Origin of the sequence: Janthinobacterium goodfellowi, from assembly GCF_051380695.1 — a bacterium.
Classification (GTDB): domain Bacteria; phylum Pseudomonadota; class Gammaproteobacteria; order Burkholderiales; family Burkholderiaceae_D; genus Janthinobacterium.
In genome coordinates this window covers 780000-804770 of record NZ_JBNYXN010000002.1, presented here as the reverse complement: position 1 = coordinate 804770, position 24771 = coordinate 780000, and the positions used below count along the sequence as shown (strand labels likewise).

23 protein-coding genes are annotated in these 24771 nt (G+C 63.0%); 8 read left to right on the top strand and 15 right to left on the bottom strand.

Annotated elements, in window-relative coordinates; translation table 11 throughout:
• Positions 1-2064: a methyl-accepting chemotaxis protein gene (locus ACQ4WQ_RS11655; protein ID WP_436497154.1), complete on the bottom strand. Its 2064-nt coding sequence runs from the start codon at positions 2062-2064 to the stop codon at positions 1-3.
• 555 nt (positions 2065-2619) lie between these two features.
• On the opposite strand from ACQ4WQ_RS11655, the gene ACQ4WQ_RS11650 reads away from it, so the two are divergent.
• Positions 2620-4707 (top strand): 3-hydroxyacyl-CoA dehydrogenase NAD-binding domain-containing protein, encoded by a 2088-nt coding sequence (locus tag ACQ4WQ_RS11650; protein WP_436497152.1) that lies wholly within the window; start codon positions 2620-2622, stop codon positions 4705-4707.
• A 186-nt stretch (positions 4708-4893) separates the two neighbouring features.
• Here the strand turns inward: ACQ4WQ_RS11650 and ACQ4WQ_RS11645 are convergent, their stop codons facing one another.
• The 3 genes from ACQ4WQ_RS11645 to ACQ4WQ_RS11635 all read right to left on the bottom strand — a co-directional run bounded on the left by ACQ4WQ_RS11645 (position 4894) and on the right by ACQ4WQ_RS11635 (position 6590).
• Positions 4894-5742 (bottom strand): alpha/beta fold hydrolase, encoded by an 849-nt coding sequence (locus tag ACQ4WQ_RS11645; RefSeq protein ID WP_326459525.1) that lies wholly within the window; start codon positions 5740-5742, stop codon positions 4894-4896.
• A 108-nt stretch (positions 5743-5850) separates the two neighbouring features.
• Complete coding sequence (locus ACQ4WQ_RS11640) at positions 5851-6249, bottom strand: VOC family protein (protein WP_436497150.1); 399 nt, start codon at positions 6247-6249, stop codon at positions 5851-5853.
• A 101-nt stretch (positions 6250-6350) separates the two neighbouring features.
• Positions 6351-6590 (bottom strand): DUF2798 domain-containing protein, encoded by a 240-nt coding sequence (locus tag ACQ4WQ_RS11635; protein WP_326459527.1) that lies wholly within the window; start codon positions 6588-6590, stop codon positions 6351-6353.
• A 110-nt stretch (positions 6591-6700) separates the two neighbouring features.
• Between ACQ4WQ_RS11635 and ACQ4WQ_RS11630 the strand changes: the two genes are divergently transcribed.
• Positions 6701-7606: a LysR family transcriptional regulator gene (locus tag ACQ4WQ_RS11630; protein WP_326459528.1), complete on the top strand. Its 906-nt coding sequence runs from the start codon at positions 6701-6703 to the stop codon at positions 7604-7606.
• Here the strand turns inward: ACQ4WQ_RS11630 and ACQ4WQ_RS11625 are convergent.
• Positions 7603-8352, bottom strand: coding sequence for a nucleotidyltransferase domain-containing protein (locus tag ACQ4WQ_RS11625; RefSeq protein ID WP_326459529.1), 750 nt, complete (start codon positions 8350-8352; stop codon positions 7603-7605). The genes ACQ4WQ_RS11630 and ACQ4WQ_RS11625 overlap by 4 nt on opposite strands.
• Before the next feature lie 193 nt (positions 8353-8545).
• On the opposite strand from ACQ4WQ_RS11625, the gene ACQ4WQ_RS11620 reads away from it, so the two are divergent.
• Positions 8546-8749, top strand: coding sequence for a hypothetical protein (locus ACQ4WQ_RS11620; RefSeq protein ID WP_070302494.1), 204 nt, complete (start codon positions 8546-8548; stop codon positions 8747-8749).
• Between the two features lie 97 nt (positions 8750-8846).
• On the opposite strand, the gene ACQ4WQ_RS11615 is transcribed toward ACQ4WQ_RS11620, so the two are convergent.
• Positions 8847-10547: an MFS transporter gene (locus tag ACQ4WQ_RS11615; RefSeq protein WP_436497147.1), complete on the bottom strand. Its 1701-nt coding sequence runs from the start codon at positions 10545-10547 to the stop codon at positions 8847-8849.
• Positions 10548-10779: 232 nt separating this feature from the next.
• Here ACQ4WQ_RS11615 and ACQ4WQ_RS11610 point away from each other — a divergent pair, with 232 nt between their 5' ends.
• The 4 genes from ACQ4WQ_RS11610 (at position 10780) to ACQ4WQ_RS11595 (ending at position 13932) form a co-directional block, all read left to right on the top strand.
• Positions 10780-11958 (top strand): acetyl-CoA C-acyltransferase, encoded by a 1179-nt coding sequence (locus tag ACQ4WQ_RS11610; protein ID WP_436497145.1) that lies wholly within the window; start codon positions 10780-10782, stop codon positions 11956-11958.
• Between the two features lie 127 nt (positions 11959-12085).
• Complete coding sequence (locus ACQ4WQ_RS11605) at positions 12086-12388, top strand: Dabb family protein (protein ID WP_436497143.1); 303 nt, start codon at positions 12086-12088, stop codon at positions 12386-12388.
• 62 nt (positions 12389-12450) lie between these two features.
• Positions 12451-13446, top strand: a complete 996-nt coding sequence (locus tag ACQ4WQ_RS11600; protein ID WP_436497141.1) for an NADP-dependent oxidoreductase — start codon at positions 12451-12453, stop codon at positions 13444-13446.
• Between the two features lie 60 nt (positions 13447-13506).
• Positions 13507-13932 carry a GNAT family N-acetyltransferase gene (locus ACQ4WQ_RS11595; protein WP_436497139.1) on the top strand — a complete coding sequence of 142 codons (426 nt, stop codon included), beginning with the start codon at positions 13507-13509 and terminating at the stop codon, positions 13930-13932.
• Positions 13933-14042: 110 nt separating this feature from the next.
• Here the strand turns inward: ACQ4WQ_RS11595 and ACQ4WQ_RS11590 are convergent, their stop codons facing one another.
• The 9 genes from ACQ4WQ_RS11590 to ygfZ form a co-directional block, all read right to left on the bottom strand.
• Positions 14043-15053 carry an ABC transporter permease subunit gene (locus ACQ4WQ_RS11590; protein ID WP_436497137.1) on the bottom strand — a complete coding sequence of 337 codons (1011 nt, stop codon included), beginning with the start codon at positions 15051-15053 and terminating at the stop codon, positions 14043-14045.
• A gap of 24 nt (positions 15054-15077) precedes the next feature.
• Positions 15078-16577 (bottom strand): sugar ABC transporter ATP-binding protein, encoded by a 1500-nt coding sequence (locus ACQ4WQ_RS11585; protein ID WP_436497135.1) that lies wholly within the window; start codon positions 16575-16577, stop codon positions 15078-15080.
• A gap of 81 nt (positions 16578-16658) precedes the next feature.
• On the bottom strand, positions 16659-17594 hold the full coding sequence (locus ACQ4WQ_RS11580; RefSeq protein ID WP_077404737.1) for an ABC transporter substrate-binding protein: 936 nt from the start codon (positions 17592-17594) through the stop codon (positions 16659-16661).
• Between the two features lie 65 nt (positions 17595-17659).
• Positions 17660-18610, bottom strand: coding sequence for a transaldolase (gene tal, locus ACQ4WQ_RS11575; RefSeq protein WP_326458961.1), 951 nt, complete (start codon positions 18608-18610; stop codon positions 17660-17662).
• Between the two features lie 2 nt (positions 18611-18612).
• Complete coding sequence (gene xylB, locus ACQ4WQ_RS11570) at positions 18613-20097, bottom strand: xylulokinase (protein ID WP_436497415.1); 1485 nt, start codon at positions 20095-20097, stop codon at positions 18613-18615.
• Positions 20098-20128: 31 nt separating this feature from the next.
• A complete protein-coding gene (locus ACQ4WQ_RS11565) occupies positions 20129-21136 on the bottom strand; it encodes a LacI family DNA-binding transcriptional regulator (protein ID WP_436497133.1) in 1008 nt (335 codons plus the stop codon).
• 319 nt (positions 21137-21455) lie between these two features.
• Positions 21456-22193: an NRDE family protein gene (locus ACQ4WQ_RS11560; RefSeq protein WP_326457429.1), complete on the bottom strand. Its 738-nt coding sequence runs from the start codon at positions 22191-22193 to the stop codon at positions 21456-21458.
• On the bottom strand, positions 22184-22474 hold the full coding sequence (locus ACQ4WQ_RS11555) for a DUF4936 family protein (RefSeq protein ID WP_326457428.1): 291 nt from the start codon (positions 22472-22474) through the stop codon (positions 22184-22186). The genes ACQ4WQ_RS11560 and ACQ4WQ_RS11555 overlap by 10 nt, the downstream gene beginning before the upstream one ends.
• 7 nt (positions 22475-22481) lie before the next feature.
• Complete coding sequence (gene ygfZ, locus ACQ4WQ_RS11550) at positions 22482-23600, bottom strand: CAF17-like 4Fe-4S cluster assembly/insertion protein YgfZ (RefSeq protein ID WP_436497130.1); 1119 nt, start codon at positions 23598-23600, stop codon at positions 22482-22484.
• 176 nt (positions 23601-23776) lie between these two features.
• Here ygfZ and mltG point away from each other — a divergent pair, with 176 nt between their 5' ends.
• The gene (gene mltG / locus ACQ4WQ_RS11545; protein WP_326457426.1) at positions 23777-24763 is read left to right on the top strand and encodes an endolytic transglycosylase MltG; all 987 of its coding nucleotides are present in this window, start codon (positions 23777-23779) and stop codon (positions 24761-24763) included.
• Positions 24764-24771: the final 8 nt, after the last annotated feature.

Sequence of the window (24771 nt, the reverse complement as noted above, 5' to 3'; positions counted from 1 at the left end):
CTACACCACGAAGCCGGAGACAGTCTGGTTCAGGCTGCCCGCGCGCTCGTTCAGTCCATCCGTCGAACGGGCGATGCTGTCGCAGTTGGCGGCCGACTTTTCCGTTTCCTCGGCGATGTACTGGATCGCCGTCGACACTTCGCGCGCCGTCAGCAGCTGCTCGTTGGCCGCCTTCGAGATGTCCGAGATGGCCAGGGTGGTCTTGGCCACGCCCGAGACGATCTTGTCGAAGGCATCGCTGGCCTGGCGCGAGATTTCGCTGCCGGTGGACACCCGCTTGACGGATTCGTTGATCAGCTTGGAGATTTCCTTGGTCGCTTGCGAGGAGCGCTCGGCCAGCTTGCGCACTTCGTCGGCGACGACGGAAAAGCCCAGGCCGTGCTCGCCTGCGCGCGCCGCCTCGATGGCCGCATTGAAGGCCAGCATGTTCGTCTGGTTGGCGATCTCGCTGATGACCTTGACGATTTCGCCGATGTCTTCCGACGAACGGTTGATCAGGTCCATCGCCTCGATCGACTTGGCGACGGCGCGCGCGCCCGCTTCCGCTTCCTGCTGCGTGGCTTTCGCCAGCGAATCGGCATTCGAGGTGTTTTCCGCGATGGAATTGATGGAAAACGTCAGGCCGTCGATGGAGGCGTTCATTTCTTCCACCGTGGCGCCCAGCGCCTGCGTGCCCACGGCCACGCCCGTGGCCCGCTCGGCGATCGTGTGCGAGGCGTCGGCAAAGCCGTTCGCGGCCGACACCACGTTGCCGATCACGCCGCGCAAGTCGCCGATCATCTTGCTGATGCCGCCGGCCAGCAGGTCGATCGGCTCGTCGCCTTCGGGCACGATATTGCAGGTCAGGTCGCCTTGTGCCGCGCGCGCCACCGAGCCGAGCAGGGCATCGACCTTGCGGCTGTCGCTGGCGGCCTTGGCCTGGATGCTGTTTTCCAGGTTCACCTGGTCCGTGATGTCGATGGCGAACTTGACCACTTTATACGGCTTGCCGTTCAGGTCGAGGATGGGATTGTAGGTGGCCTGTATCCATACCACCTTGCCATGGTTGCCCAGGCGCTTGTAGCGGCCCGCGTCGAATTCGCCCCGGTTGAGCTTTTGCCAGAATTTCTTGTACTCGGCGCTGCCGGCATACTCGGGTTCGCAGAACATGCGGTGGTGCTCGCCCTGGATATCGCTCAAGTCGTAGTTCATGACGGCGAGGAAATTGTCGTTCGCGTCCAGCACCTTGCCCTGCATGTCGAATTCGATCACGGCCTGTGCCTTGCCGATGGCGCTGACCTTGCCTTCGTATTCGGCATTGCGCTTTTTCAGGGCGGTCACGTCGCTGGCGAACTTGACGACCTTGAAGGGCCGGCCTTCCGCGTCGAAAATGGGGTTGTACGAGGCATTGAGCCAGATTTCGCGGCCGTCCTTGGTGACGCGCTTGTATTCGCCCGAATCGAACTGGCCTTGTCCCAGCTTCTGCCAGAACTGCGCGTATTCCTCGCTCTGGGCGTACTCGGGCAGGCAAAACATGCGGTGGTGCTTGCCCTTGATCTCGTCGAGCGTGTAGCCGACGGACTTGAGGAAATTGTCGTTGGCGTCGAGGATGGTGCCGTCGAGCCGGAACTCGATCACGGCTTGCGCCTTGCTGATGGCGTCGATCTTGCCTTCGTAATCGGCGTTGCGGCGCTTGCTGGCCGTGATGTCGGTGGCAAACTTGATGACTTTATACGGCTTGCCGTCCGCGTCAAGGATGGGATTGTACGACGCGTTGATCCACACTTCGCGCCCATCCCTGGCGCGGCGCTTGTATTCGCCATGGTCGAACTCGCCACGTCCCAGCTTGGCCCAGAAATCGTGGTATTCGGCCGTTTTCACATACTCGGGGTCGCAGAAGATGGCATGGTGCTTGCCTTGCACTTCGGCCAGCGTATAGCCGAGGACGCGCAGGAAATTGTCATTCGCATGCAGGATGGTGCCGTCGAGTTCGAATTCGATGACGGCCTGGACACGGTTCAATGCAGTATTTATCGCTTGTAAGTCCAGATCCTGGGAATGGCTGACATGGCTGGCTGCGTCCATAATATTTCCTTCGGGGTGAGAAGAGGAATGGGAACGATAGACTGCTGTTATTCTTTTTTCTGCTATTTATATAAGACAGGGATGTTATTGCAGCGGCCGGCCTCTGGTGATAATCGGTGAGAATGTGCGCGATCAACTGCCGCCAGTGTTTACCCTGCGGTTTGCCTTATCTTAGATAAATTGTAGAGTATTGATTTGAATCAATAATTTTATTATTCCCCAGCATCTTTGGAAAAACAAGGGGCGGGAATAAATAATGTAAAAATTGTCGCAATCGACCCATGCCGGCATATAACAAACGCCTTGTTTCACATAGTAAAACGCCGTTATTATTATTGCTGTTTTATTATTTAAATGAATATCCAAGTGATAGCTTCTACTGGAGCCTGCCGCTTGCAGCAGAATCTTTCCGCAAACGATGTTGTACCATGGCGTAGCATGCTGGCGGCTGCGCGCACGCGACAAAAATAATACGAGCGTTCTTTTGTGCGGTATAGTAAAGCTTCATCCCTTGCAACCACCTCATACGTTGAGCAAAACCAATAAGGAAGAGACATGAGTGCTGAATATCAAGTGAACGGCGCCGTTGCCGTCATTACCCTCGCCAATCCGCCCGTCAATGGCCTGGGCCTGGCGACGCGCACGGCCGCCGTGGCCGGCATCCGCCAGGCGCTGGAGGACGAGTCCGTCAAAGCCATCGTCATCACGGGCGCCGGCAAGGCATTCTCCGGCGGCGCCGATATCAAGGAATTCAATTCGCCCAAGGCGCTCACGGAACCGACCCTGCACACCCTGATCAACGTCGTCGAACAGTCGACCAAGCCCGTCGTGGCGGCGATCCACAGCGTCTGCATGGGCGGCGGCCTGGAGCTGGCGCTGGGCTGCAACTACCGCGTGGCCGCGCCCGGCGCGCAGATGGCCTTGCCGGAAGTCAAACTCGGCATCTTGCCGGGCGCGGGCGGCACGCAGCGCCTGCCTCGCGTGCTGGGCCTGGAAATGGCCCTCAACATGATCGTCTCCGGTACGCCCGTGGCGTCCGAGAAACTGGCGGGCACGGCCCTGTTCGACGAAGTCATCGCGCCCGGCGCCGACCTGTTGCAAGCCGCCGTGGCCTTCGCCACCAAGGTAGCCGACGTGCGTCCGCTGCCGAAAGTACGCGAGCGCAAGGTCGATTACCCGAACCACGAAGCGTTCCTGCAGTTTTCGCGCAATACGGTCAAGGCCATGTCCGGCCCGTTCCCCGCGCCGCTCAAATGCGTCGACGCCGTGGCGGCTGCCGTGACGATGAAATTCGACGATGGCTTGAAATACGAACGCGAACTGTTCATGCAGCTGGTGCAGTCGCCCGAATCGAAAGCCTTGCGCCACGCCTTCTTTGCCGAGCGCGTCGCCAACAAGGTGCCCGACGTGCCGTCCGATACGCCCGTGCGCACGATCGCCAGCGCGGCCATCGTGGGCGCCGGCACCATGGGCGGGGGCATCGCCATGAACTTCGCCAACGCGGGCATTCCCGTGATGCTGCTGGAAACGAAGCAGGAAGCGCTGGACAAGGGCCTGGCCACCATCCGCAAGAATTACGAGAACACGGTCAAGAAGGGCAAGCTGACGCAAGAGAAGGCCGAGCAGCGCATCGCGCTCGTTTCCGGCACCTTGGCCTATGCCGACATCGCGCAGGCCGACATCGTCATCGAAGCCGTGTTCGAAGAGCTGGGCGTGAAGGAAACCGTCTTCAAGCAGCTCGACGCCGTCATGAAGCCGGGTGCCATCCTCGCCTCGAACACGTCCACGCTGGACCTGGACAAGATCGCCGCGTTCACCCAGCGTCCGCAAGACGTGATCGGCACGCATTTCTTCAGCCCGGCCAACGTCATGAAACTGCTGGAAATCGTGCGCGGCAAGGCAACGGGCAAGGACGTGCTGGCCACGGCGCTGGCGCTGTCGAAAAAGCTGAAGAAGACGGGCGTCGTCTCGGGCGTGTGCGACGGCTTCATCGGCAACCGCATGATCGAGCAGTACAGCCGCCAGGCCGGTTTCCTGCTGGAAGAAGGTTGTTTGCCGGAACAGGTCGACAAGGCCGTCGAGAAATTCGGCTTTGCCATGGGCCCGTTCCGCATGGGCGACCTGGCCGGCAACGACATCGGCTGGGCCATCCGCAAGCGCCGCTACGTGGAAAAGCCGGACGTCACGTATTCGAAGACGGCCGACCTGCTGTGCGAACTGGGGCGCTACGGCCAGAAGACGGGCGCCGGCTGGTATGACTACAAGGCGGGCGACCGCAAGGCGTATCCGTCGGAACAGGTCAATGCGATGATCTTCCAGCATTCCGCCGACATCGGCGTGGCGCGGCGCAAGATCGGCGACCAGGAAATCGTCGAACGCCTCGTGTATGCGCTGGTCAACGAAGGCGCGCGCATCCTGGAAGAGGGCATCGCCCTGCGCGCCTCGGACATCGACATGGTGTATTTGACGGGCTACGGCTTCCCGCTGTTCCGCGGCGGCCCGATGTTCTACGCGGACACGGTGGGCTTGCCGAACGTGCTCGATACCATCAATGGCTACGCGAAAGGCCGCCACGGCGAAGCGTGGACGCCGGCGCCGCTGCTGGTGCAGCTGGCGGGCGAAGGCAAGGGTTTCAATAGCTGAGTAGGTCGGATTAGCGCGCAAGCGCGTAATCCGACGTCACCAAAAGCGCCAACAATGGCGTCGGATTACGCGCGGCTTCGCCTCGCTAATCCGACCTACGCTTTGACAAGGGCTTCAATGGCCGGGTAGGTCGGATTAGCGCGCAAGCGCGTAATCCGACGCCACCACGGACGCCAGCAAGCATGTTTACTTCTTCTTCGCCACCATCTTGACCGCCTCGTTGACGATGACGGGGTTGTCCTTCTGGATGTAGTAGCCGGCGCCCGTGATGCGCTCGATGGCCGGCGCGCCGGACAGGCGCTGCCAATCCTTTTCCTGGGCCCGCACCACGTTTTCAAACGAGCCCATTTCCTCGATGCCGAACTTGTCGCGCACCAGCAGCATGGCGGGCACGCGCAGCGGGCTGCTCATGTCGACGTGTTGCAGGCATTGCGTCTGTGCATCGAATTCGGCCGATTCCGTACTGTTGAACATCAGTTTGCGCCGCGTCTTCACGAGCATGGCGTAGGTGGACGCGTCCGTCTGCAGGCGGTTCCACTGTTGCGGGTGCGTGGGATCGAGCAGGACGATGCCGGCCACGTCCTGCGGGTACAGCCTGGCATACACATACTGGTACAGTCCTCCCAGCCCGTGGCCCACCAGCACATACGGCGGCTTCAGGCCCGCCTGCGCCAGCAGGGCGCGCTGCTGGGCGGCGATGGTGCAGGGGTCGCGCGGCGTCGTGGTCTTCTGGCTGTCGCCGTAGCCGGGACGGTCGTACACGAGCACGCGGTGCTGTTTTGCCACTTCCGGCACCACCTTGGCCCACACATCCTTGCCGTCGCCCATGGCCGACTGGAACACGACGGGCAAGCCGGCCTGGCCGCTCAGGGTATACGCGATGCTGGCGTCGGGCAGGGCCGCCGTGGCGGGCACGCCTGGCGTGGCCGGCGAGGATGGCAGCAGGGAGCAGCCGGAAAAACAGCCTGCCAGCAGCAAGCCGGCGCTGGAGAGGAGCAGGGTGCGCGCGGGGCGGCCGACGAATAGATGATGCATGAATCTCCTTCTTGATGCGGGGACCGGGGACCGGCATGGCGTGCCAGCCATTATAGGCAAAACCATATGGAAGTGGAAATGCCGAACAGAAGCGGATTTCCCCGCCTGTCAGGCGGCGTCGGCCCGATGGCAGACGGCTTCGATGCGGTTGCCGTCCGGATCGAACAGGAAGGCCGCGTAATAGCTGGCGTGATAGTGGCGCAGTCCGGGCGCGCCCAGGTCGATGCCGCCGTGTGCCAGTCCGGCCTGCCAAAACGCTTGCACGGCCGCGCGCGAGGGAGCCTTGAAGCAGCAATGGCGGCGCGGCGCGTCGTCGGGCTGGGGGCCCAGGCGCACGGAAAAATAGCTGCGTTCGGGGTGCTCGGCATCGCTGCGCTCGCCATAGCCTATCCAGGCGTTGGCATGGTCGCTGCCCACCTTGGGCACGTCCAGCGCGGCGAAGATGGCGTCGTAGAAGCGCTCGGCGCGTTCCAGGTCGCTGACGGTAAGGGAGACGTGATCGAGCATGGGCACTCCACTGTAAAAACAAGGACGGCCATAGCATAGCCCGGATCAGGGCGGCCGTGGGCGGCAGTGACCGAGTGACACCGCCGGCGGCCGACTGCCGGTTAAGGGCGGCGGGCCAGCCGCGCCACGATACTGCGGCTCATCAGTTGCACGCGGGGCGCGAACAGCATCACGGCGCAGAAGGCCACGGGCCAGGCGGCAAAGAAGGCATGGCGCCAGCGGGGCAGGAAGTCCGCCTGCAGGCCGATATTGAGCCAGGTGACCCAGGCGCTCATCAGCAGGGTCATGACCAGCGACATCAGGAAGGCAAATACGCAGCGCAGGCGCAGGGCATCGGACATGGGACACTTTCAAAATGGTGAAGATATGCAGCGTAACGACTTGCAGCAATCTATACTAGAGCCATATTTTTAATTTCAAATTCCGAAAATGCAATCATGCTCGACGAATCATGCTTGATGACCTAGCCCTGTTTGTCGCCATCGTCGAGGCGGGCAGCCTGCACGCGGCGGCCGTCAAGGAAGACTTGCCCGCCGCTACCGTCACGCGCCGGCTGCAAAAGCTGGAAAGCCAGCTCGGCTACCGCTTGCTCAACCGCAGCGCGCGCCGCCTGCAGCCGACGGCGGAAGGCTGGCAATACTACGAGCAGTGCAGGCCCCTCGTGCACGCCCTGCGGCAGGCGACGCAGCAGCTCGACGCCAGCCTGTCGGCCGTCTCGGGCAGCATCCGCGTGCTGGCGCCCGTGAACTTCGCCAGCGGCTTGCTGACGCCGGCCTGGGTCAGCTTCATGCAGCAGTATCCGGACATCCGCCTGGAACTGGAACTGTCGAACCTGCTGCAAGACCTGGTGGGCAGCGGGGCCGACCTGGCCATCCGCGTGGGCGCGCTCGACGACTCCTCGCTGATGCAGCGCCGCCTGGGCAGCGCCGCGCTGGTGATGGTGGCCGCGCCCGGCTACCTGGCGCGCGCCGGCGTGCCGCGCGACTTGCAGGACCTCGAACGGCACGAGCTGATCGTGGCCGAACCGCTGCGCAGCTGGCGCTTGCGGCGGCCCGGCGACGGCGCCGAAATGCTGATCGAACCGCAGGCGCGCCTGCGCGTCAATGAAATGCGCCTGGCCGTGGAAATGGCCGACGCGGGCATCGGCATCCTGCTGTGCCCGCTTTTGCAATGCCGCGACGAGGTGGCGCGCGGTTCGCTCGTGCGCGTGCTGCCCGACTGGATGCCGCAGCCGCGCCACGTGTATGCCGTGTGGACGCAGCGGCGCTACCTGCCGGCCCGCGTGCGCGTGCTGCTCGAGCACCTGGCGGCGTTTGCGGCGGCCAATCCGCTGCTGAACGGGGAGGCAAGCGTCTAGCCCGCCTGTTGCCGCGCCAGCCACCGCGTGAACTGGCGCAAGGCCGGCGCAAAACCGCTGGCCGGCGCGGCACCGGGCCTGGCTTGGGCCAGGAAATAATCTATTTGCGCCTGCATGGCGGGAGTGTGCCGCAGCAACAGCGCGGCATGCTCGTCCAGGCTGGCGGGCCAGCCGGGATCGCCATCCTGGCGCAGCAGGTTGCAGGAACGGATCAGCTTGCGCGACGCTTCGCGCTGCAGGCGGGCGATGGCGGCAGGTTCGCGCTCGTCATCGAGGCGCCGCGCATAATCGTCCAGCACGCGGGCAAAGTCGCCATTCACGGCCAGGGCGATGGCGCGCGAGGGAGAGAATGGCGCAAAGTGCGGCGCCAGGTCCTCGCCCCACAGGCAGCGGCACTGGTGCTTGAGCCAGTAGCCCCAGCTGTACAGGTGCTCCGGCGCCAGCACTTGGGCCCGGTGGCCGATATCGAAATCGATTTTCAGTACTTCCCGGTGGCGTGCCTGCAGGGCCAGGCGCAGCGCTTCCAGCGTTTCCAGTTGCGGCGGCGTGGGCGGCTGGCGCAGCACCAGGGTCAGGTCGAGGTCGGACACGCCCGGCGTGGCATCGCCGCGGGCGATGCTGCCGTACAGGTATATGCCGTCCAGCAAGTTGCCTGCGTGCGCAGCCAGGCTGGCGCAGACGTCTTGCAGCAAGGCGTCGAAATGGTGCTGCAGCGGGCCGCAGGGGGCGGGAGGAATGGTCGGCATGCCTGGGGACGAGTCCGGTAGGAGAAACTTCCACCATAGCATGTAGTGGCGCGCGCGCAGGTAATCCTTTCTAATAAGTAATACCGAGCGCTTGTACTTTCCGCCGGGATCGCGTTAAGATAAAGCTGCACGCTTATCCAGCGGGCAATCTGGTGTTTTTTCGCGCAATCCGTTCCTATCCATGAGAGTAGCAATGAAATATCTGATCGTTCCCTTCTTGCTGGCGATGACCGGCTGCGAAGTACTGTATGACGCGAACCGGGACAAGATCGGCGAGTACTGCAATAGCCTGAACAATTTCGACGACCGCAATGCCTGCCGCAAGCGCAACCAGACCAGCTACCAGGAATACGTGCAGCAGCGCGACCAGCTAAAAAAGGGCAAGAGCGACAAATAAGCCTGCCGCCATATACGCCACATAAAAAAACGCCGCTGACCAGTCAGCGGCGTTTTGCTTTGCGGGCCCCGGCCTTGCGGCCAGGGCTTGCAACGGATCAATCGTCGGCGTAGATATTGTTGTCCTTGGTTTCCTTGACGAACAGGGTGCCGATCACGACTGTCGCCAAGGCGACGACGATCGGATACCACAGGCCGTAATAGATATCGCCCTTGAAGGCCACCAGCGCGAAGGCCGTGGTCGGCAACAGGCCGCCAAACCAGCCGTTACCGATATGGTAGGGCAGGGACATCGAGGTGTAACGGATACGCGTCGGGAACATTTCCACCAGCATGGCGGCGATCGGGCCGTACACCATGGTGACGTACAGCACCAGGATGAACAGCAGCAGGACGACCATCGGCTTGTTGATCTGGTCCGGATCGGCTTTCGCAGGGTAGCCCGCTTCCTTGATGCCGGCGCCGATTTCTTTCTTCAGTGCTGCTTCATGGGCCTTGCTGTCGGCGTCGAAGTTCAGGCCGTCCGGCGTCATGACGGCGTTAAACGACGTAAATTCCTTCGTACCGATGCGCACCTTGGCGATTGAGCCGGCCGGTGCGTCTTCCTTCGTGTAGTTCACCGAGCTGTTCGACAGGAAGCCCGTGGCGATGTCGCACGACGATGGGAACTTCTTGGTACCCGTCATGTTGAACTGGAAGTGGCAGGATGCGGGATCGGCCACCACCACCACTGGCGAGTTCTTCAGTGCTGCTTCCAGCTGCGGATTGGCGAAGTGGGTCAGGCCGCTGAAGATGGGGAAGTAGGTCAGGGCGGCGATCAGGCAGCCGCCGAGAATGATGTACTTGCGGCCGATGCGGTCCGACAGGCTGCCGAAGAACAGGAAGAACGGCGTGGCCAGCAGCAGGGCGACGGCGACGAGCACGTTGGCCGTGGCCAGGTCCACTTTCAGGGTCTGGATCATGAAGAACAGGGCGTAGAACTGGCCCGTGTACCAGACGACGGCCTGGCCGGCGGTCAGGCCGATCAGGGCCAGGATGACGATCTTCAGGTTTTTCCACTTGCCGAACGCTTCCGTCAGCGGCGCTTTCGAGGTCTTGCCCTCGGCTTTCATCTTGGCAAATGCCGGTGATTCATTCATGGCCAGGCGGATCCACACGGAAATGCCCAGCAGGATGACGGAGACCAGGAAGGGAATGCGCCAGCCCCATGCCTCGAAATCCTTCTCGCCCGTCGCCAGGCGGGTGCCCAGGATGACCATCAGCGACAGGAAGAAGCCCAGCGTGGCCGTCGTCTGTATCCACGCCGTGAACGCGCCGCGCTTGCCTTCAGGGGCGTGCTCGGCCACGTAGGTGGCTGCGCCGCCGTATTCGCCGCCCAGCGCCAGGCCTTGCAGGATGCGCAGGATGACGAGAATGATCGGTGCGGCGATGCCGATGGACGCATGGCCCGGCAGCAAGCCGACGATGAAGGTGGAGCCGCCCATGATCAAAATGGTGATCAGGAAGGTGTACTTGCGGCCGATCATGTCGCCCAGGCGGCCGAAGACCAGCGCGCCGAACGGACGCACGATGAAGCCGGCGGCAAAGGCCAGCAGCGCGAAAATGAAGGTGGTGGTGGGGTCGCCGATGAAGAATTGCTTGGCGATGATCGATGCGAGCGAGCCGTACAGATAAAAATCGTACCATTCAAAGATCGTGCCCAAGGATGACGCAAAGATGACCTTGCGTTCCTCGGGCGTGATCGGCGTTCCCTTGGTGGAAATTTTCCGTACGTCGGCCGGGCCGGATGATGATGCCATGGTTTGTCTCCCTATGTTTTATAGTGAACTGGTGCCGAGGTCTTTTTGACCATTCTTGCAACAGCTTGGGGCGAGTGTGTTCTCCGAACCTTACGTCATGCTTGCTTGAAACTTACGCCAAGCTTACAAATAGCTGGCCGCCGGAACTTTGCGAACGACCGTACTTAAATGTGCTATTCTGCTTCCGAGCTAACATCATTGACCACATAACATTCCCACAAGGAGACACAGCATGAATGAAGCCGTCATCGTATCGACCGCCCGCACGGGCCTGGCCAAGTCCTGGAAGGGCGCGTTCAACATGACGCATGGCGCCACCCTGGGCGGCCATGTGCTGGCGGCCGCCGTCGAGCGCGCGCGCATCGAGGCGGAGGAAGTGGAAGACGTGCTGGTCGGCTGCGCCTTCCCCGAAGGCGCCACGGGCGGCAATATCGCGCGCCAGGTGGCCTTGCGCGGCGGCTGCCCCGTCACCACGGCCGGCATGACCGTCAACCGCTTTTGTTCCTCGGGCTTGCAGGCCATCGCCCTGGCGGCGCAGCGCATCATCGCGGGCGAAGGCGATATCTATGCGGCGGGCGGCGTGGAATCGATTTCCTGCGTGCAAAATGAAATGAACACGCATATGTACAGGGAAGTCTGGCTGCAGCAGCACAAGCCGGAAGTGTACTGGCCCATGCTGCAGACGGCCGAAACCGTGGCCAAGCGCTACCAGATCTCGCGCGAGCGGCAGGATGTGTATGGCGCGCAAAGCCAGCAGCGCGCCGCCGCGGCCCAGGCCGCCGGCCTGTTCGACGCGGAAATCGTGCCGATGACCACCATCATGGGCGTGGCCGACAAGGCCAGCGGGATGCTGGTCTCGCGCGAAGTGACGATCTCTGCTGATGAAGGCATCCGCGCGGATACGACCTACGACGGCGTGGCGAAGATCCGCCCGGCCATGCCCGGCGGCGTCATCAGCGCCGGCAATGCCAGCCAGTTTTCCGACGGCGCGTCCATGGCCATCGTGATGAACGCGAAAGTGGCCGAAGCGAAAGGCTTGCAGCCGCTGGGCATCTTCCGCGGCTTTGCCGTGGCCGGCTGCGAACCCGATGAAATGGGCATCGGCCCCGTGTTCGCCATCCCGAAACTGCTGAAAAAAGCGGGCTTGACTGTCGCCGACATCGGCTTGTGGGAACTCAATGAAGCGTTTGCCGTGCAAGTGCTGTACTGCGCCGACACCCTGGGCATCCCCATGGACCGCCTGAACGTCAATGGCGGCGCGATTGCCGTCGGCCACCCGTACGGCGTGTCGGGCGCCCGCCTGACGGGCCACGCCCTGATCGAAGGCAAGCGCCGCGGCGTCAAATACGTGGTGGTGACCATGTGCATCGGCGGCGGGCAGGGCGCGGCGGGGCTGTTCGAAGTGCTGTGATGCTTGCTTGACAGCCAGTCTGCGGGCGGCCTGAGTGCCGCCCGTTTTCTTTTGCTGTGTACTTTCTGCAAGGCGCGCCGATAGCGGGTACAGTAATGGTTCATTAATAAACAAGCAGCCTGCCACCATGCTCAAGCACATCGTTTTCTGGAAACTCAAAGACCATGCTGAAGGCGCCGACCGCGCCACGAATGCCCTGAAACTGAAAGCCCTGCTCGATTCATGTTCGGATTTGGTCCCCGGCATCCTGAAATTCGAGGCAGCCGTGGCCCAGCCGGGCCTGGAAGCGACCTACGACATCGTCCTGTACAGCGAATTCGCCAGCCGCGAGGCGCTCGACGCCTACCAGAACCATCCCGAGCACGTGAAAATCAAGCCGTTTTTTGGCGCTGTGCGCGAAGCGCGGCAGTGTATGGACTATGAGATTTAATGATTGAATTACCCCAGCCCTTCGCTTTAGGGTTCAGCTTGTTCATCCAATAAGGAGCCTTCATGACCACCTACCAACGCATCGTCCTCGCCTCGCGTCCCACGGGCGAAGTGCAGCCGGATAACTTCCGTCTGGAAACCAAAGACATTCCCGCCATTAAGGATGGTGAATTGCTGGTGCGTAACCAGTATCTGTCCTTGGACCCTTACATGCGCGGGCGCATGAGCACGAATAAAAGCTATGCGGCGCCGCAGGCGCTCGATGAAACCATGATCGGCGGCACGGTGGGCGTGGTACTCGAATCGAAGCATCCGAAGTTCGCCGTCGGCGACACGGTGGTCGGGACCCTGGGCTGGACGGAAGTGGCCGTATCGGACGGCACCATGTTGCGCAAGGTCGATACGACGCATATCCCCGCGTCCGCCTACCTGGGTTCCGTCGGCATGCCGGGCATGACGGCGTGGTATGGCTTGAACCAGATCATGGCGCCGAAATCGGGCGAAACGGTGGTCGTGTCGGCCGCCAGCGGCGCCGTGGGCAGCGTCGTGGGCCAGCTGGCGAAACTCAAGGGTTGCCGGGTCGTCGGCATCGCGGGCGGGGCGGAGAAGTGCGCGTATGTCGTCGACGAGCTGGGTTTTGATGCCTGCATCGATTACAAGGCAGGCAACCTGGAAGCCGACCTGGCCGCGGCCACGCCGGACGGCATCGACGCCATCTTTGAAAACGTGGGCGGCGCCGTATTCGACGCGGCCCTGGCGCGCACCAACGCGTTTGGCCGCGTGGCCCTGTGCGGCTGGATCGCCGGCTACAACGGCGAACCGACGCCGCTCAACAATGCGCGCTTCATCCTCACCAACCGCCTCACCATGCGCGGTTTCATCGTTTCCGAGCAGCCGGAATTCTGGCCGCAAGGCCTGGCGGAACTGGGTACCCTGGTGGCGACGGGCAAGCTGAAATTCCGCGAATCCGTGGCCGAGGGCCTGGCCAGCGCGCCGGAAGCCTTTATCGGCCTGTTGAAAGGCCGTAACTTCGGCAAGCAGCTGGTCAAGCTCAGCTGATCTCCCTCTCAAAAGGCAGGCCGTGCGACAATAACGGCCTGTTTCTTTCTACATTACACCATGACCAAGCACACCATCCGCCTCGGCGACTGGGCCACCCTGGGCCCGGACGCCACCGCCATCCGTTTTGAAGTTTTTGTCGATGAGCAGAAAGTGCCGGCCGAGATCGAACTCGACGACATGGACGCCGTCTGCCTGCATGCCGTGGCCTATGATGACGCGGGCAACGCCGTCGGCACGGGTCGGCTATTGCCCGATGGCCACATCGGCCGCATGGCCGTGCGCCAGCCTGGCCGCGGCACGGGCGTGGGCGGCGCCATTTTGACCTTGCTGATGGACAAGGCGCGCGAACGCGGTGATGCGGCGGTGGTGTTGAACGCACAAACCGTAGCCGCGCCATTCTATGCGCGCCACGGTTTCGTGCAGCAGGGGGACGTGTTTGAAGAGGCGGGGATTGCGCATGTGGAGATGCGGCTGCAGTTTTAAACGGTGCTTCCGGTGTTGTCGGATTACGGCCCTTCGGTCCTAATCCGACCTACGTCGGCTATGGTAGGTCGGGTTAGCGCAAAGCGCGTAACCCGACACCACCAGCACCATCAGTTCTGCGCGTGGCTCTGGCGCCATTTATCGAGAATCACGGCCAGCACGATCACGACACCTTTCGCCACATACTGCCAGAACGACGACAATCCCAGGATCGTCAAGCCATTGTTCATCACGCCGATGATCAGGGCGCCGATGACGGTGCCCCAGACGGAACCCACGCCGCCCATCAGGCTGGTGCCGCCGAGCACGACGGCCGCAATCGCATCGAGCTCATAGCCCGTGCCCCAGTTGCCGTTGGCCGCATACAGGCGGCTGGCCGACATGGCGCCGCCCAGGCCCGCGAACAGGCCGCTGATGGTGTAGACAAACATCAAGACGAGACCGACCTTGATGCCCGTCAAACGTGCTGCCTGGATATTGCCACCGACGGCGTAGATATGCAGGCCCAGGGTGGTCTTGCGCAGAATAAACCAGGTCAGCAAGACGACGGCGGCGGCCAGCCAGATCAGCCAGGGCACGGCCAGGAAGCTGCCGTTGCCCATCCATTCGAAGCTGGGGATTTCCGTGTTCAGCACGCTGGTGCCGTCGGCCAGCAGATAGGCCGCGCCGCGCAGGGCCGTCATGGTACCCAGGGTCACGACGAACGGATTGAGGCCGACGAGGGCGACCAGCACGCCGTTGAGCGCGCCCAGCAGCAAGCCGACGATCAGAAACGCGGGAATCGAAAAGCCGGCGAACTGGGCCGACAAGGACATCAGCATGCCTGCCACGGCCGAGACGGCCAGCACGGAGCCGACCGATAAATCGATGCCGCTGGTCAGGATGACGAAGGTCATGCCCGACGCCAGCACGATATTGATCGATACCTGGCGGAAGATGTTCATGGTGTTATTGCTGGTCATGAACGTGGACGTGCCGTCGGCCGAGAAATACACGGTCAGGCCATACATGGCCAGGTACAGCACGACCAGCACGGGCAGCATGCCCAGGCGGCGCATTAGGTTCGAGGCATTGAAGGGTTCGCCGGCGCGCGCGGCGCCGCGGGTGGTGGTGGTAGTCATGATAGTTCTCCCTGTATTGATTTTTTAAGCGGCGTCCAGATGGGTGGCATAGGCGAGGATGTTTTCCTGCGTGATGTCGTCGCCCGTTACTTCGCCCGTCAGGCGGCCCTCGCACATCACCATCACGCGGTCGCAGATGCCGACCAGCTCGGCCAGTTCGCTGGAAATGCACAGCACGGCCGTGCCCGCATCGGCCAGCTGGTGGATGATCTTGTAAATTTCGCTCTTCGCGCCCACGTCCACGCCCCGCGTCGGTTCGTCGAGGATGAGGACTTTCGGCGCGATGGCCAGCCAGCGCGCCAGCAAGACTTTCTGCTGGTTGCCGCCGGACAGTCCCCCCACGATGCCTTCCGGGCCCGAGACCTTGACGTTCAGGTTGGCAATCGCCTCGCGCGTGAGCTGCGTCAGGGCACCACGGTTGACCACGCCCGCCGTCGAATGTTTGGACAGGATATTCATCGACATGTTTTCCATGGCCGACAATTGCATGAACAAGCCCAGGCTCTTGCGGTCTTCCGGCAGATAGCCGATGCCGTGGCGAATCGCCGCCAGCGGCCGGTGGATGTGCACTTCCTGGCCGTCGAGCCACACCTGCCCCGATTGCTTCTTGTCCGCGCCAAAGATCAGGCGCGCCAGTTCCGTGCGGCCCGCGCCGACGAGGCCGGCCAGTCCCGTCACTTCGCCCGCATGCAGGGTGAACGAGGCGGGCTTGACCTTGCCGCCGCCTACCTTGTCCACGCGCAGGCGTTCGGCACCGCGCGTGGTGCGCCGCTGGTGCGAATAAAAGTCGTCGGCGGGGCGCCCCACCATCATTTGCACGACTTTCTTTTGATCCAGTTCATCCTTGCCCAGTTCGCCCACATAAGCGCCGTCGCGCAGCACCGTGATGCGGCGCGCCAGGCGTTCCACCTCGGCCATGCGGTGGCTGATGTAGAGCACGGCCAGGCCCTTGTCGCGCTGCTCTTCGATGATGCGAAACAACTGTTCTGTTTCCCGGTCGGACAGGGCGGCAGTGGGCTCGTCCATGATCAGGATGCGGCTTTCGTGCACGAGGGCGCGGGCGATTTCCACCTGCTGCTGCTCGGCGATCGACAGGGTAGCTACCATGGTGTCCGCGTCGAAGCGGGAACCGAGGTCGGCCAGGATGGCGTTCGTGCGCGCACGCATCTCGCCGCCCTTGACGGTCCAGAATGGGCCCTTCGGTTCGCTGCCCATGAAGACGTTTTGCGCCACCGTCATGTTCTTGGCCACGCTCAGTTCCTGGTAAATCAGGTTGATGCCGAGCGCGCGGGCCTCGCCCGGGCTGCGGATCTTGATCGGCTTGCCGTCGAGAATGATTTCACCGGCATCCGGCGTGTACACGCCCGAGAGGATCTTCATCAGGGTGCTCTTGCCGGCGCCGTTCTCTCCCATCACGGCATGGATTTCGCCGCTGCGCACCGTCAGGTGCACGCCGCGCAGCGCGCGCGTGGCGCCAAAGCGCTTCTCGATGCCGCGCATTTCAAAAATAATATCGTCGCTCATGGGAATATCCTTGCTGGTGAAACTGTTGCCCGTCCTTGGGCCAGGGCCGGGGCGGGCAACACGTGGTTCAGGTCAGGCAGATCAGTTCTTTACCCAGCCCGTGTAGGTGGCGACGTTTTCCTTGGTGATGGCCGGGGTCGGCAACAGCACCATGGTCTGCTTCGGCGTACGGCCATTCATGATGTCGTAACCCATCTGCACGGCATCGGTCGCCATGCGGTACGGGTTTTGCGCCGAGGTGGCGGCAAACAGGCCGGCCTTGTTTTTCAGGGCGTTCTGGCCATCGGGCGCGCCATCGACGGCCGTGATCAGTTTGACGTCCGTGCGCTTCGATTGCTTGATCGCCAGTTCGGCGCCGATGCCGGTCGGATCGTTGATGGCGAATACGCCGTCGATCTTCGGATGGGCCGTCAGCAGGTTCGACATCACGGTCATGCCGCCGTCGCGGCTGCCGCCAGCGTTCTGGTTGTCGGACAGGATCTTGATATCCTTGAACGCGGCCAGGGTCTTTTTGCAGCCATTCACGCGGTCGATGACGGACGTGACCGGCGGGCCGTTCAGGATCACCACATTGCCCTTGCCGCCGATCTGCTTGGCCAGGTAGGCGCACGAGACGTCGCCAGCCATGGTGTTGTCGGACATCACGGTGGCCGAAGCGCCGACGGCGCCCACGTCGACGGCGATCACGACCACGCCCGCATTGCGCGCTTTCTTGATGGCCGGGGCGATGCCCTTGGAATCGACGGCGTTCAGGATGATGATATCGGTCTTGTTGGCGATAAAGTTTTCGATCTGGTCCACCTGGGTGTTCAGGTCATATTTGCTGGACACCGTGGTGACTTTCACGCCAGGCCCGCCCAGCTTTTTCGCGCTTTCTTCCGCGCCGCGGCCAATCGCGACGAAGAACGGGTTGGCCAGGTCGCCCACGCTCACGCCGATCGATTTCAGCGGTTTGTCGGCGGCGAAAGCGCCGCAGGCGGCGGACAGCAAGAGGGAGGCGGTAATGACTTTTTTCATGAGGATCTCCAAGGGTTTTTATTGTAAAAACAAACGGTGCTACGGGTAAAAAACTGGGTGCAAACTTATTGGCTGCGTAATTTCTCGATCATGGCATCGAGCTTGCCCGCATCGACGGCGAAGCCGCGGATGCCTTCGGCCAGCTTTTCGGTCGCCATCGCATCGTCGTTCAAGGCGTAGCGGAAGGCCGCCTCGTCATACGTGACGGCCGGCTGCGCCGCGCCCAGGTCGCCGCCCAGCGCGCGCTCGAACGGCGCGTCTGCCGCTTCCAGCTTGGCCAGCAAGTCGGGGCTGATGGTCAGCAAGTCGCAGCCGGACAGGGCCGTGATCTGCCCCACGTTGCGGAAGCTGGCGCCCATTACTTGCGTGGCGATGCCATGTTGCTTGTAGTAATTAAAGATGCGCGTGACCGATTGCACGCCTGGATCGTTGGACAGGCTGCGCGCCGCTTCGTCCCATGCCGCGCCCAGCGATTTTTTATGCCAGTCGTAGATACGGCCCACGAACGGCGAAATCAGCCGCACCTTCGCGTCGGCGCAGGCGACGGCCTGGCAAAATGCGAACAGCAGGGTCAGGTTGCAAAAGATGCCATCTTTTTCCAGTTCGCGCGCGGCCTGGATGCCTTCCCAGGTGGCGGCGACCTTGATCAGCACGCGCTCGCGGCCAATGCCGGCTTGTTCGTACAGGGCGATCAGGCGGCGTCCGCGGGCGACGGTGGCGTCGCGGTCAAAGCTCAGGCGGGCATCGACTTCCGTCGATACGCGGCCCGGTACCACTTTCAGGATTTCCAGGCCGAAGCGCACCAGCACCTGGTCGACGATATCGTCGAGCGAGGCATGCTTGTGGGCTGCGACCGTGCTTTCCAGCAAGGGCGCGTAATCGGGTTGCAGCACGGCTTTTAAAATCAGCGACGGATTGGTGGTGGCGTCTTGCGGCGCGAAGCGGGCCAGTTGCAAAAAGTCGCCCGTGTCGGCGACGACGGTGCTGTGTTGCTTTAATTGTTGCAGCTGATTCATTGCTATTCCTTATCACTGAGTTGGTGCAGAGCTTGCACGGCTGGAAACAGGCTACGGTAGCGGCCGTAGCGGATGCTCAAGGCTGCGCTGTGCGCGGCATCGGGCAGGAAAGTATTTTTGATGGGCAATCCCTGCGTCAGCAGGCTGGCGTCGCCGATGGCGGCAAAGCCCAGCTTGGCCGCACCGAGGCTGGCCGACAGCTCGCTGTTGTGCAGGGTGCGCATTTCGCGTCCCAGCACATTGGCCAGCAATTGTGCCCAGTACTGGCTGCGCGCGCCGCCGCCAACCAGCATGCAGTGGGGCACCACCGCACCGGTCGAGGTGACGGCCGCCATGGCATCGCGCAAGGCAAACGCCACGCCTTCGAGCACGGCGTAGCCGAGCTGCGCCGGTGTGCTGTCGTGGCCCAGCTGCAAAAAGGCGCCGCGCACTTGCGGGTCGTTGTGCGGCGTGCGCTCGCCCGACAGGTAGGGCAGGAACAGCGGTGCGGATGTCGCGATGGCCGTATCGAGCGGCAGGGCGCTTTCCACCAGCGCCAGCAGGGCGGCCTCGTCGGGCTGGCCCAGCACGCCAGTGGCCCAGCGCAGGCAGCTGGCGCCGGACAGGATCGCACCCATCGCATACCAGCGGCCGGGCAGGGCGTGGCAAAAACTGTGCACGCCGCCGGCCGGGTTGCCCAAGGGCGCTTCGGTGACACTGACGATGGCGGCGCTGGTGCCCAGCGAAATGAAACTGTCGCCGCCGTTGACGGCGCCGATGCCCACGGCCGAGACAGGATTGTCGCCGCCGCCGGCAGCCACCACCACGTCCATGGGCAAGCCCAGCTGATCCGCGACGGCGGCCGGCACGGTGCCCGTGGCCGCGTCGCCTTCGGCCAGCGCCGGCATCTGTTCGGGCATCAGGCCGCAAGCGGCCAGCATGGGGGCATACCAGGCGCGAGCGGCCTCGTCCAGCCACAGGGTGCCGGCCGCGTCGGACATGTCGGTGACTTTGTTGCCCGTCAAGCGCAGGCGCAGATAGTCTTTCGGCGACAGCAGGCAGGCGATGGTGGCAAACGCGGCCGGCTCATGTTTTTGCAGCCACAGCAGTTTCGGCGCCGTCAGGCCCGCCATGGGCAGGCTGCCCGTCACGTCCGCGTAGGTGGGATAGTCGCGCGCCAGGCTGGCCGCTTCGGCTTCGGCGCGCGCATCGTTCCACAGGATGGCGGGACGGATCACGTTATCGTTGCTGTCGAGCAGCACGGCGCCATGCATCTGGCCCGACAGGCCGATGCAGGCGATGCGTGCGTAGTCCTGCGGCCAGCCGGCGCGCAGCTGTGCCAGGGCGTTGACGCAGGCGGCCCACCAGTCCTGCGGCGCTTGTTCGGACCAGCCCGGCTGCGGGCGGCTGGTGTCGATGCGCACGGAGGCCTGGCCGCGCACGGTGCCAGTACCGTCCATCAGCACGGTTTTCAGTTCGGAGGTACCGAGATCGATACCGAGGGAAATCGCTGGATGCATGTTGATTTACAGTGAAAGGTCAGGGGCAGCCGCAGGAATTGCGCACGCGCAAGGTCGGCGACAAACGCTGCACATGCTGGGCGCGGCCCGGGTTGGCGATACGGTCGATCAACAGGTCGACGGCCATGGCGCCCAGCTCTTCGAGCGGCTGCGCCATCACGGTCAGGCGGGGGCTGAAGTAATCGGCCCAGTCGAAATCATCGAAGCCGGCCAGCGCTACGTCTTGCGGTACCGCAATCTGTGCGTCGCGCAAGGCGTGCATGGTGCCGATGGTCATCAGGTTATTGCCGGCCACGATGGCTGTCGGGCGCTGTCCGGCAGGCAGGGCCAGCAGTTCGCGCGTGGCCGCGCCGCTGCGCTCGAGGTTGGAGTCGCCCGAACGCAGCAGGTCCGGGTCGAAGGCGATATTGGCGCGCTGCAAGGCCAGGCGGTAGCCTTCGATACGCTCGTGCGTCGTGGACAGGCCCGGTGCGCCGCTGATGAAGCCGATGCGGCGGTGGCCGTGGGCGGCGATCAGATGGCTGACCAGCTGGGCCGTCGCCTCGATGTTTTCCACGCCCACCTGGTCGAACGGCTGCGGCGACATGCGGTCGACTAGCACGGAAGCGATCTTGTTGCTGGTCAAGTAGTCGAGCGTGCGGTTGCGCGTATCGCCCGAAGGCGCCAGCACGATGCCGTCGACCCGGCGCTGGTGCAAGTTCTGCACCACCTTGAGTTCCTGCTCGGGATCGTCATGCGTGTCGGAAAACAGCATCATCAAGCCGTGGCGCGTGCAGGCGGCCTCGATGGCGCGCACGGTTTCGCTGAAGTAATGATTGGTGAAGGCGGAAATGGCCACGCCGATGGTGCCCGACGACGAGCCGGCCAGCGCGCGCGCCAGCATGTTCGGCACATAGCCGATCTGCTGCATGGCCGCGTTGACGGCGGCGACGGTTTTTGGGCTGACCTTGCGGGTGCCGTTGAGTACGTGAGAGACGGTCGACAACGATACGTCCGCCGCCCGCGCTACATCTTCCATGGTGGCCATGGTGTCTCCTGATAGTTTTATTCTTATTGTGTGCTGCAATTGGGTGCGGCTGTGTCGCCGCGTTGGAATCTATCGTAAACAAAAGAAAGCGCTTGCGCAAGCGCTTTCTTTTTTGTGCGGATGGATGGTGGGTGGATTTTCGATGAGGATAGGGGAAGCTTGCGTAGGTCGGATCAGCGCGCCGGAGGAGCGCGTAATCCGACATTGGGGAAGGTGGTGATGCCGGTTGAATGTGGTGGTGGTGTCGGCTTACGCGCTCGCGCGCTAAGCCGACCTACCCCGACCTACCCCGCCCCGACCTTGGCTGGGCAAGGTGGCCTTATTGAATCACCAGCTCATGCAGTTCGCCGGGCGAATCGGGGAACAATTTGACGACGGTGGACGTGCGCGTGCCGTAGCCTGGCGTTTCGATGCAGACGGCGGACAGCACGCGCTCGAGGTCGAGCGGCACGCCCGTGTCGGGCAGGCGGAAGTCCGGTGCGCGCGTGGTGTCGGCCAGCATGTCGAAGTAGGCTTCGTCGGGGGCGCCCTGGCACAGCAGGCTGGCGAACTGGGCCTTGGTCTTCAGCACCTTGGGCCACGGCGCGTCGAGCAGGGCGTTCGACAGGCCGTAGATGCCCGGTTCCAATGGCTGGCCATTGCGCGCATCGCCATCGCCCCGGTTGGAAAACCAGATCAGCGTATCCGCGTCGCCCAGCACCAGGTTGAAACCGTTGTAGGCTTTGCATCCGGGGCGGATTTGCGCGATGTAGTCCTGCGGCGACATGCTGCCGGCCAGGTAGTCGGCCACCAGGGCGCCGCGCGAGGGGGCGTCCGGGTTGCGGTCTTGCGGGCTGCGGATGTTCGTGATGGCGGCAAAGCGCGAGCTGCCGCTGCCGGCCTGGGTGATGCCCATCCAGCTGCCGCCCGCCTGCAGGTCGCGGCCCGCATACACTTGCGGGTGCTCGGGCCAGGCCCCGGCGGGGGCGCTGGCGCGTTCATAGAATTCGTCGCGGTTGGCGGCGGCAATCAGCGGGATGTGCGGATTGACTTTCCAGGCAAAAACGATCAGGCACATGGGGGCAAATCCATGAACACTTCCGTATGGCGTGCACCAGCCGTCAGGGACAGCAAGCCCGCTTCCTCGGCGGCCGCGGCCAGCAGTTCGGCAAAACCTTCGCCGACGACGGGGTAGATTTCCATCCACGTCTGCAAGCCATCCTTGGCCTCGGGGCGGCGCTTCAGTTGCGGCGCCACGCCGGACGCGGCCGCCAGTTTCGCCTGCAAGGCGCGCACCCGGGCTTCCAGCGCCTGGGCGTGCTCTTCCTTGACCTGATAATAAATGTACAAATCTTTCATGGCATTCTCACAAGTCGAGTGCGTCGAGCACGTAAGGCATGGGCAGGAAATGCACGGCCGCACCTTGGGCCGAGCCGTAGCGCACTGCGCCGGCGGCGCTTGAACCTTCTTCGATCGCCCCCAGCTTCATTTCGACGAGGGCGTCAAAGCCGCCCACGCCGTTCGGCGCCGCGTTGACGACCATGCCGCAAGGTTGCTCGGGGTCGCTGACGGCAAACAGTTCGCCGCCGGCCACGACGCTTGCGTCAGCGATGCTGACGAGGGTGGTGCGGCGCTTGAGCTTGCCCAGATACTGGCTGCGCGCGACGATTTCCTGGCCCGGGTAGCAGCCTTTCTTGAAATTGACGCCGCCCAGCAGCTCGAAGTTGACCATTTGCGGCACGAATTGCTCTTGCGTGGCGGCCGTGATCTGCGGGATGCCCGCATGGATGTCCGACAATTGCCAGCAGTCATTGCCGCCCTTGGCCAGTTTTTCCGCCAATTGCGGCCACACGTCGCGCGCCGTGGCGGCGGACGTCAGCCATTCATAGCGGGCGCTGCCGAAGGCATCGGCCACGCGCAGCAGGGTGCCCAGCGCATGCTCGACCTTGCTGAGCGGCGTGGCGGGCAGGGCGGGGAACCAGGCCGACAGGGCCGCGTCGGCTTGCTTGCCGCCGAGGCCCAGCATGACCTGGTTCGCTGCATCAACGGACGCATCGTGCAGCTTGGCCTTGGCGCGCAGCACGAACATCTGCAAGCGCTTCTGGATGGCGGGCTGTATGGCGCGCGGCAATTGCAGATAAATGGTGGTGGCGTTGCGCCACATCAAAAAACTGGCCAGCAAACGGCCCTTCGGCGTGCAGTAGCCGGCCAGGCGCACTTGCTCCTGGTTCAGGTGTTCCACGTCGTTGGTCAGCTGGCCGTGCAGGAAACTGGCTGCCTCGTCGCCGGTCAGGCCGATCAAGCCCTGGTCCGTGATGGCCGCGACAAAACCTTCTTGCAGCTGGGGCACTGTCAGGGAGTGGCCAAAATCGGCGATGGGGGAGACGCTGGTGGCAAGCGCGGTGCCGTCAGGCGCGTTCTCGGCGGCAAGGGGGCGGGCGCCTTGGGCAGTTAAAAATTGATTCCAGTTATTCATAATTTCCATTAGATCAGCGATTAAGCATTATCATTACGGGTTCATTATAGTGATGTCGCGCAGATTGCGTCGGCAGCGGCAAGATTGCCAGTGTTGGCGCCGCTTTGCGCGCACTTGCTTCACAAATGAACGATCATAACAAGCGCGCGTTGCCCGCCAGCGAGCGCATCACAAGAATCGGAACAATGGCTTTCTTTAAAAAACTTGTAGTCAGTTCAGTCATCGCCGCCATCGGCGTGGGCGGTACTTTTGTGTACTGGGCGCAGCAGCCCATCACCACGGATGGCGAAGCGATCCCGTTTACGATCAGCCCGGGCAGCGGCGCGCATGCGGCCGGCCAGCAGATCGCGGACGCGGGCGTGCCCATCGTGCCTATCCTGTTCAACATGCTGGCACGCATCGAAGGCAAGACTTCGAAGATCAAGGCCGGTTCCTACGAGCTGAAACCGGGCACGACGCCGCAGCGCTTGATCACGCAGCTGGCGCGCGGCGAGTTCGCGCAAGAATCCTTGACCATCATCGAAGGCTGGACTTTCAAGCAGATGCGCATGGCCATGGCCAGCCATCCCGGCCTCAAGCACGATACCGTGGGCCTGTCCGACAAGGAACTGATGGCGAAGATCAGCCCCGAATACGTGCTGCCGGAAGGCCTGTTCTTCCCGGATACCTATCTGTTCGCCAAGGGCGCCAGCGAAATGCAGATTTTCAAGCAGGCGCATGCGGCCATGATCGGCCGCCTGTCCGAAGCGTGGGACAAGCGCGATCCGGCCTTGCCATATAAAAACCCGTACGAGGCGCTGATCATGGCGTCCATCGTGGAAAAGGAAACGGGGCAGAAGTCCGAGCGGGCGATGATCGCCGGCGTGTTCGTCAACCGCCTGAAGACGGGCATGCTGCTGCAGACGGACCCGACCGTGATCTATGGCATGGGCGACAATTACCAGGGCAAGATCCGCAAACGCGACCTGGAAGCGGACACCCCGTACAATACCTACACGCGCGGCGGCTTGCCGCCCACGCCGATCGCCCTGGCTGGCGCGCAATCGCTGACGGCGGCGCTGGCGCCGGCCCGCACGCAGGCGCTGTATTTCGTCGCGCGTGGCGACGGCACCAGCCAGTTCTCGGCCAACTTGCCCGACCATAACCGCGCCGTGAACCAGTACCAGCGTTAATATCCTTA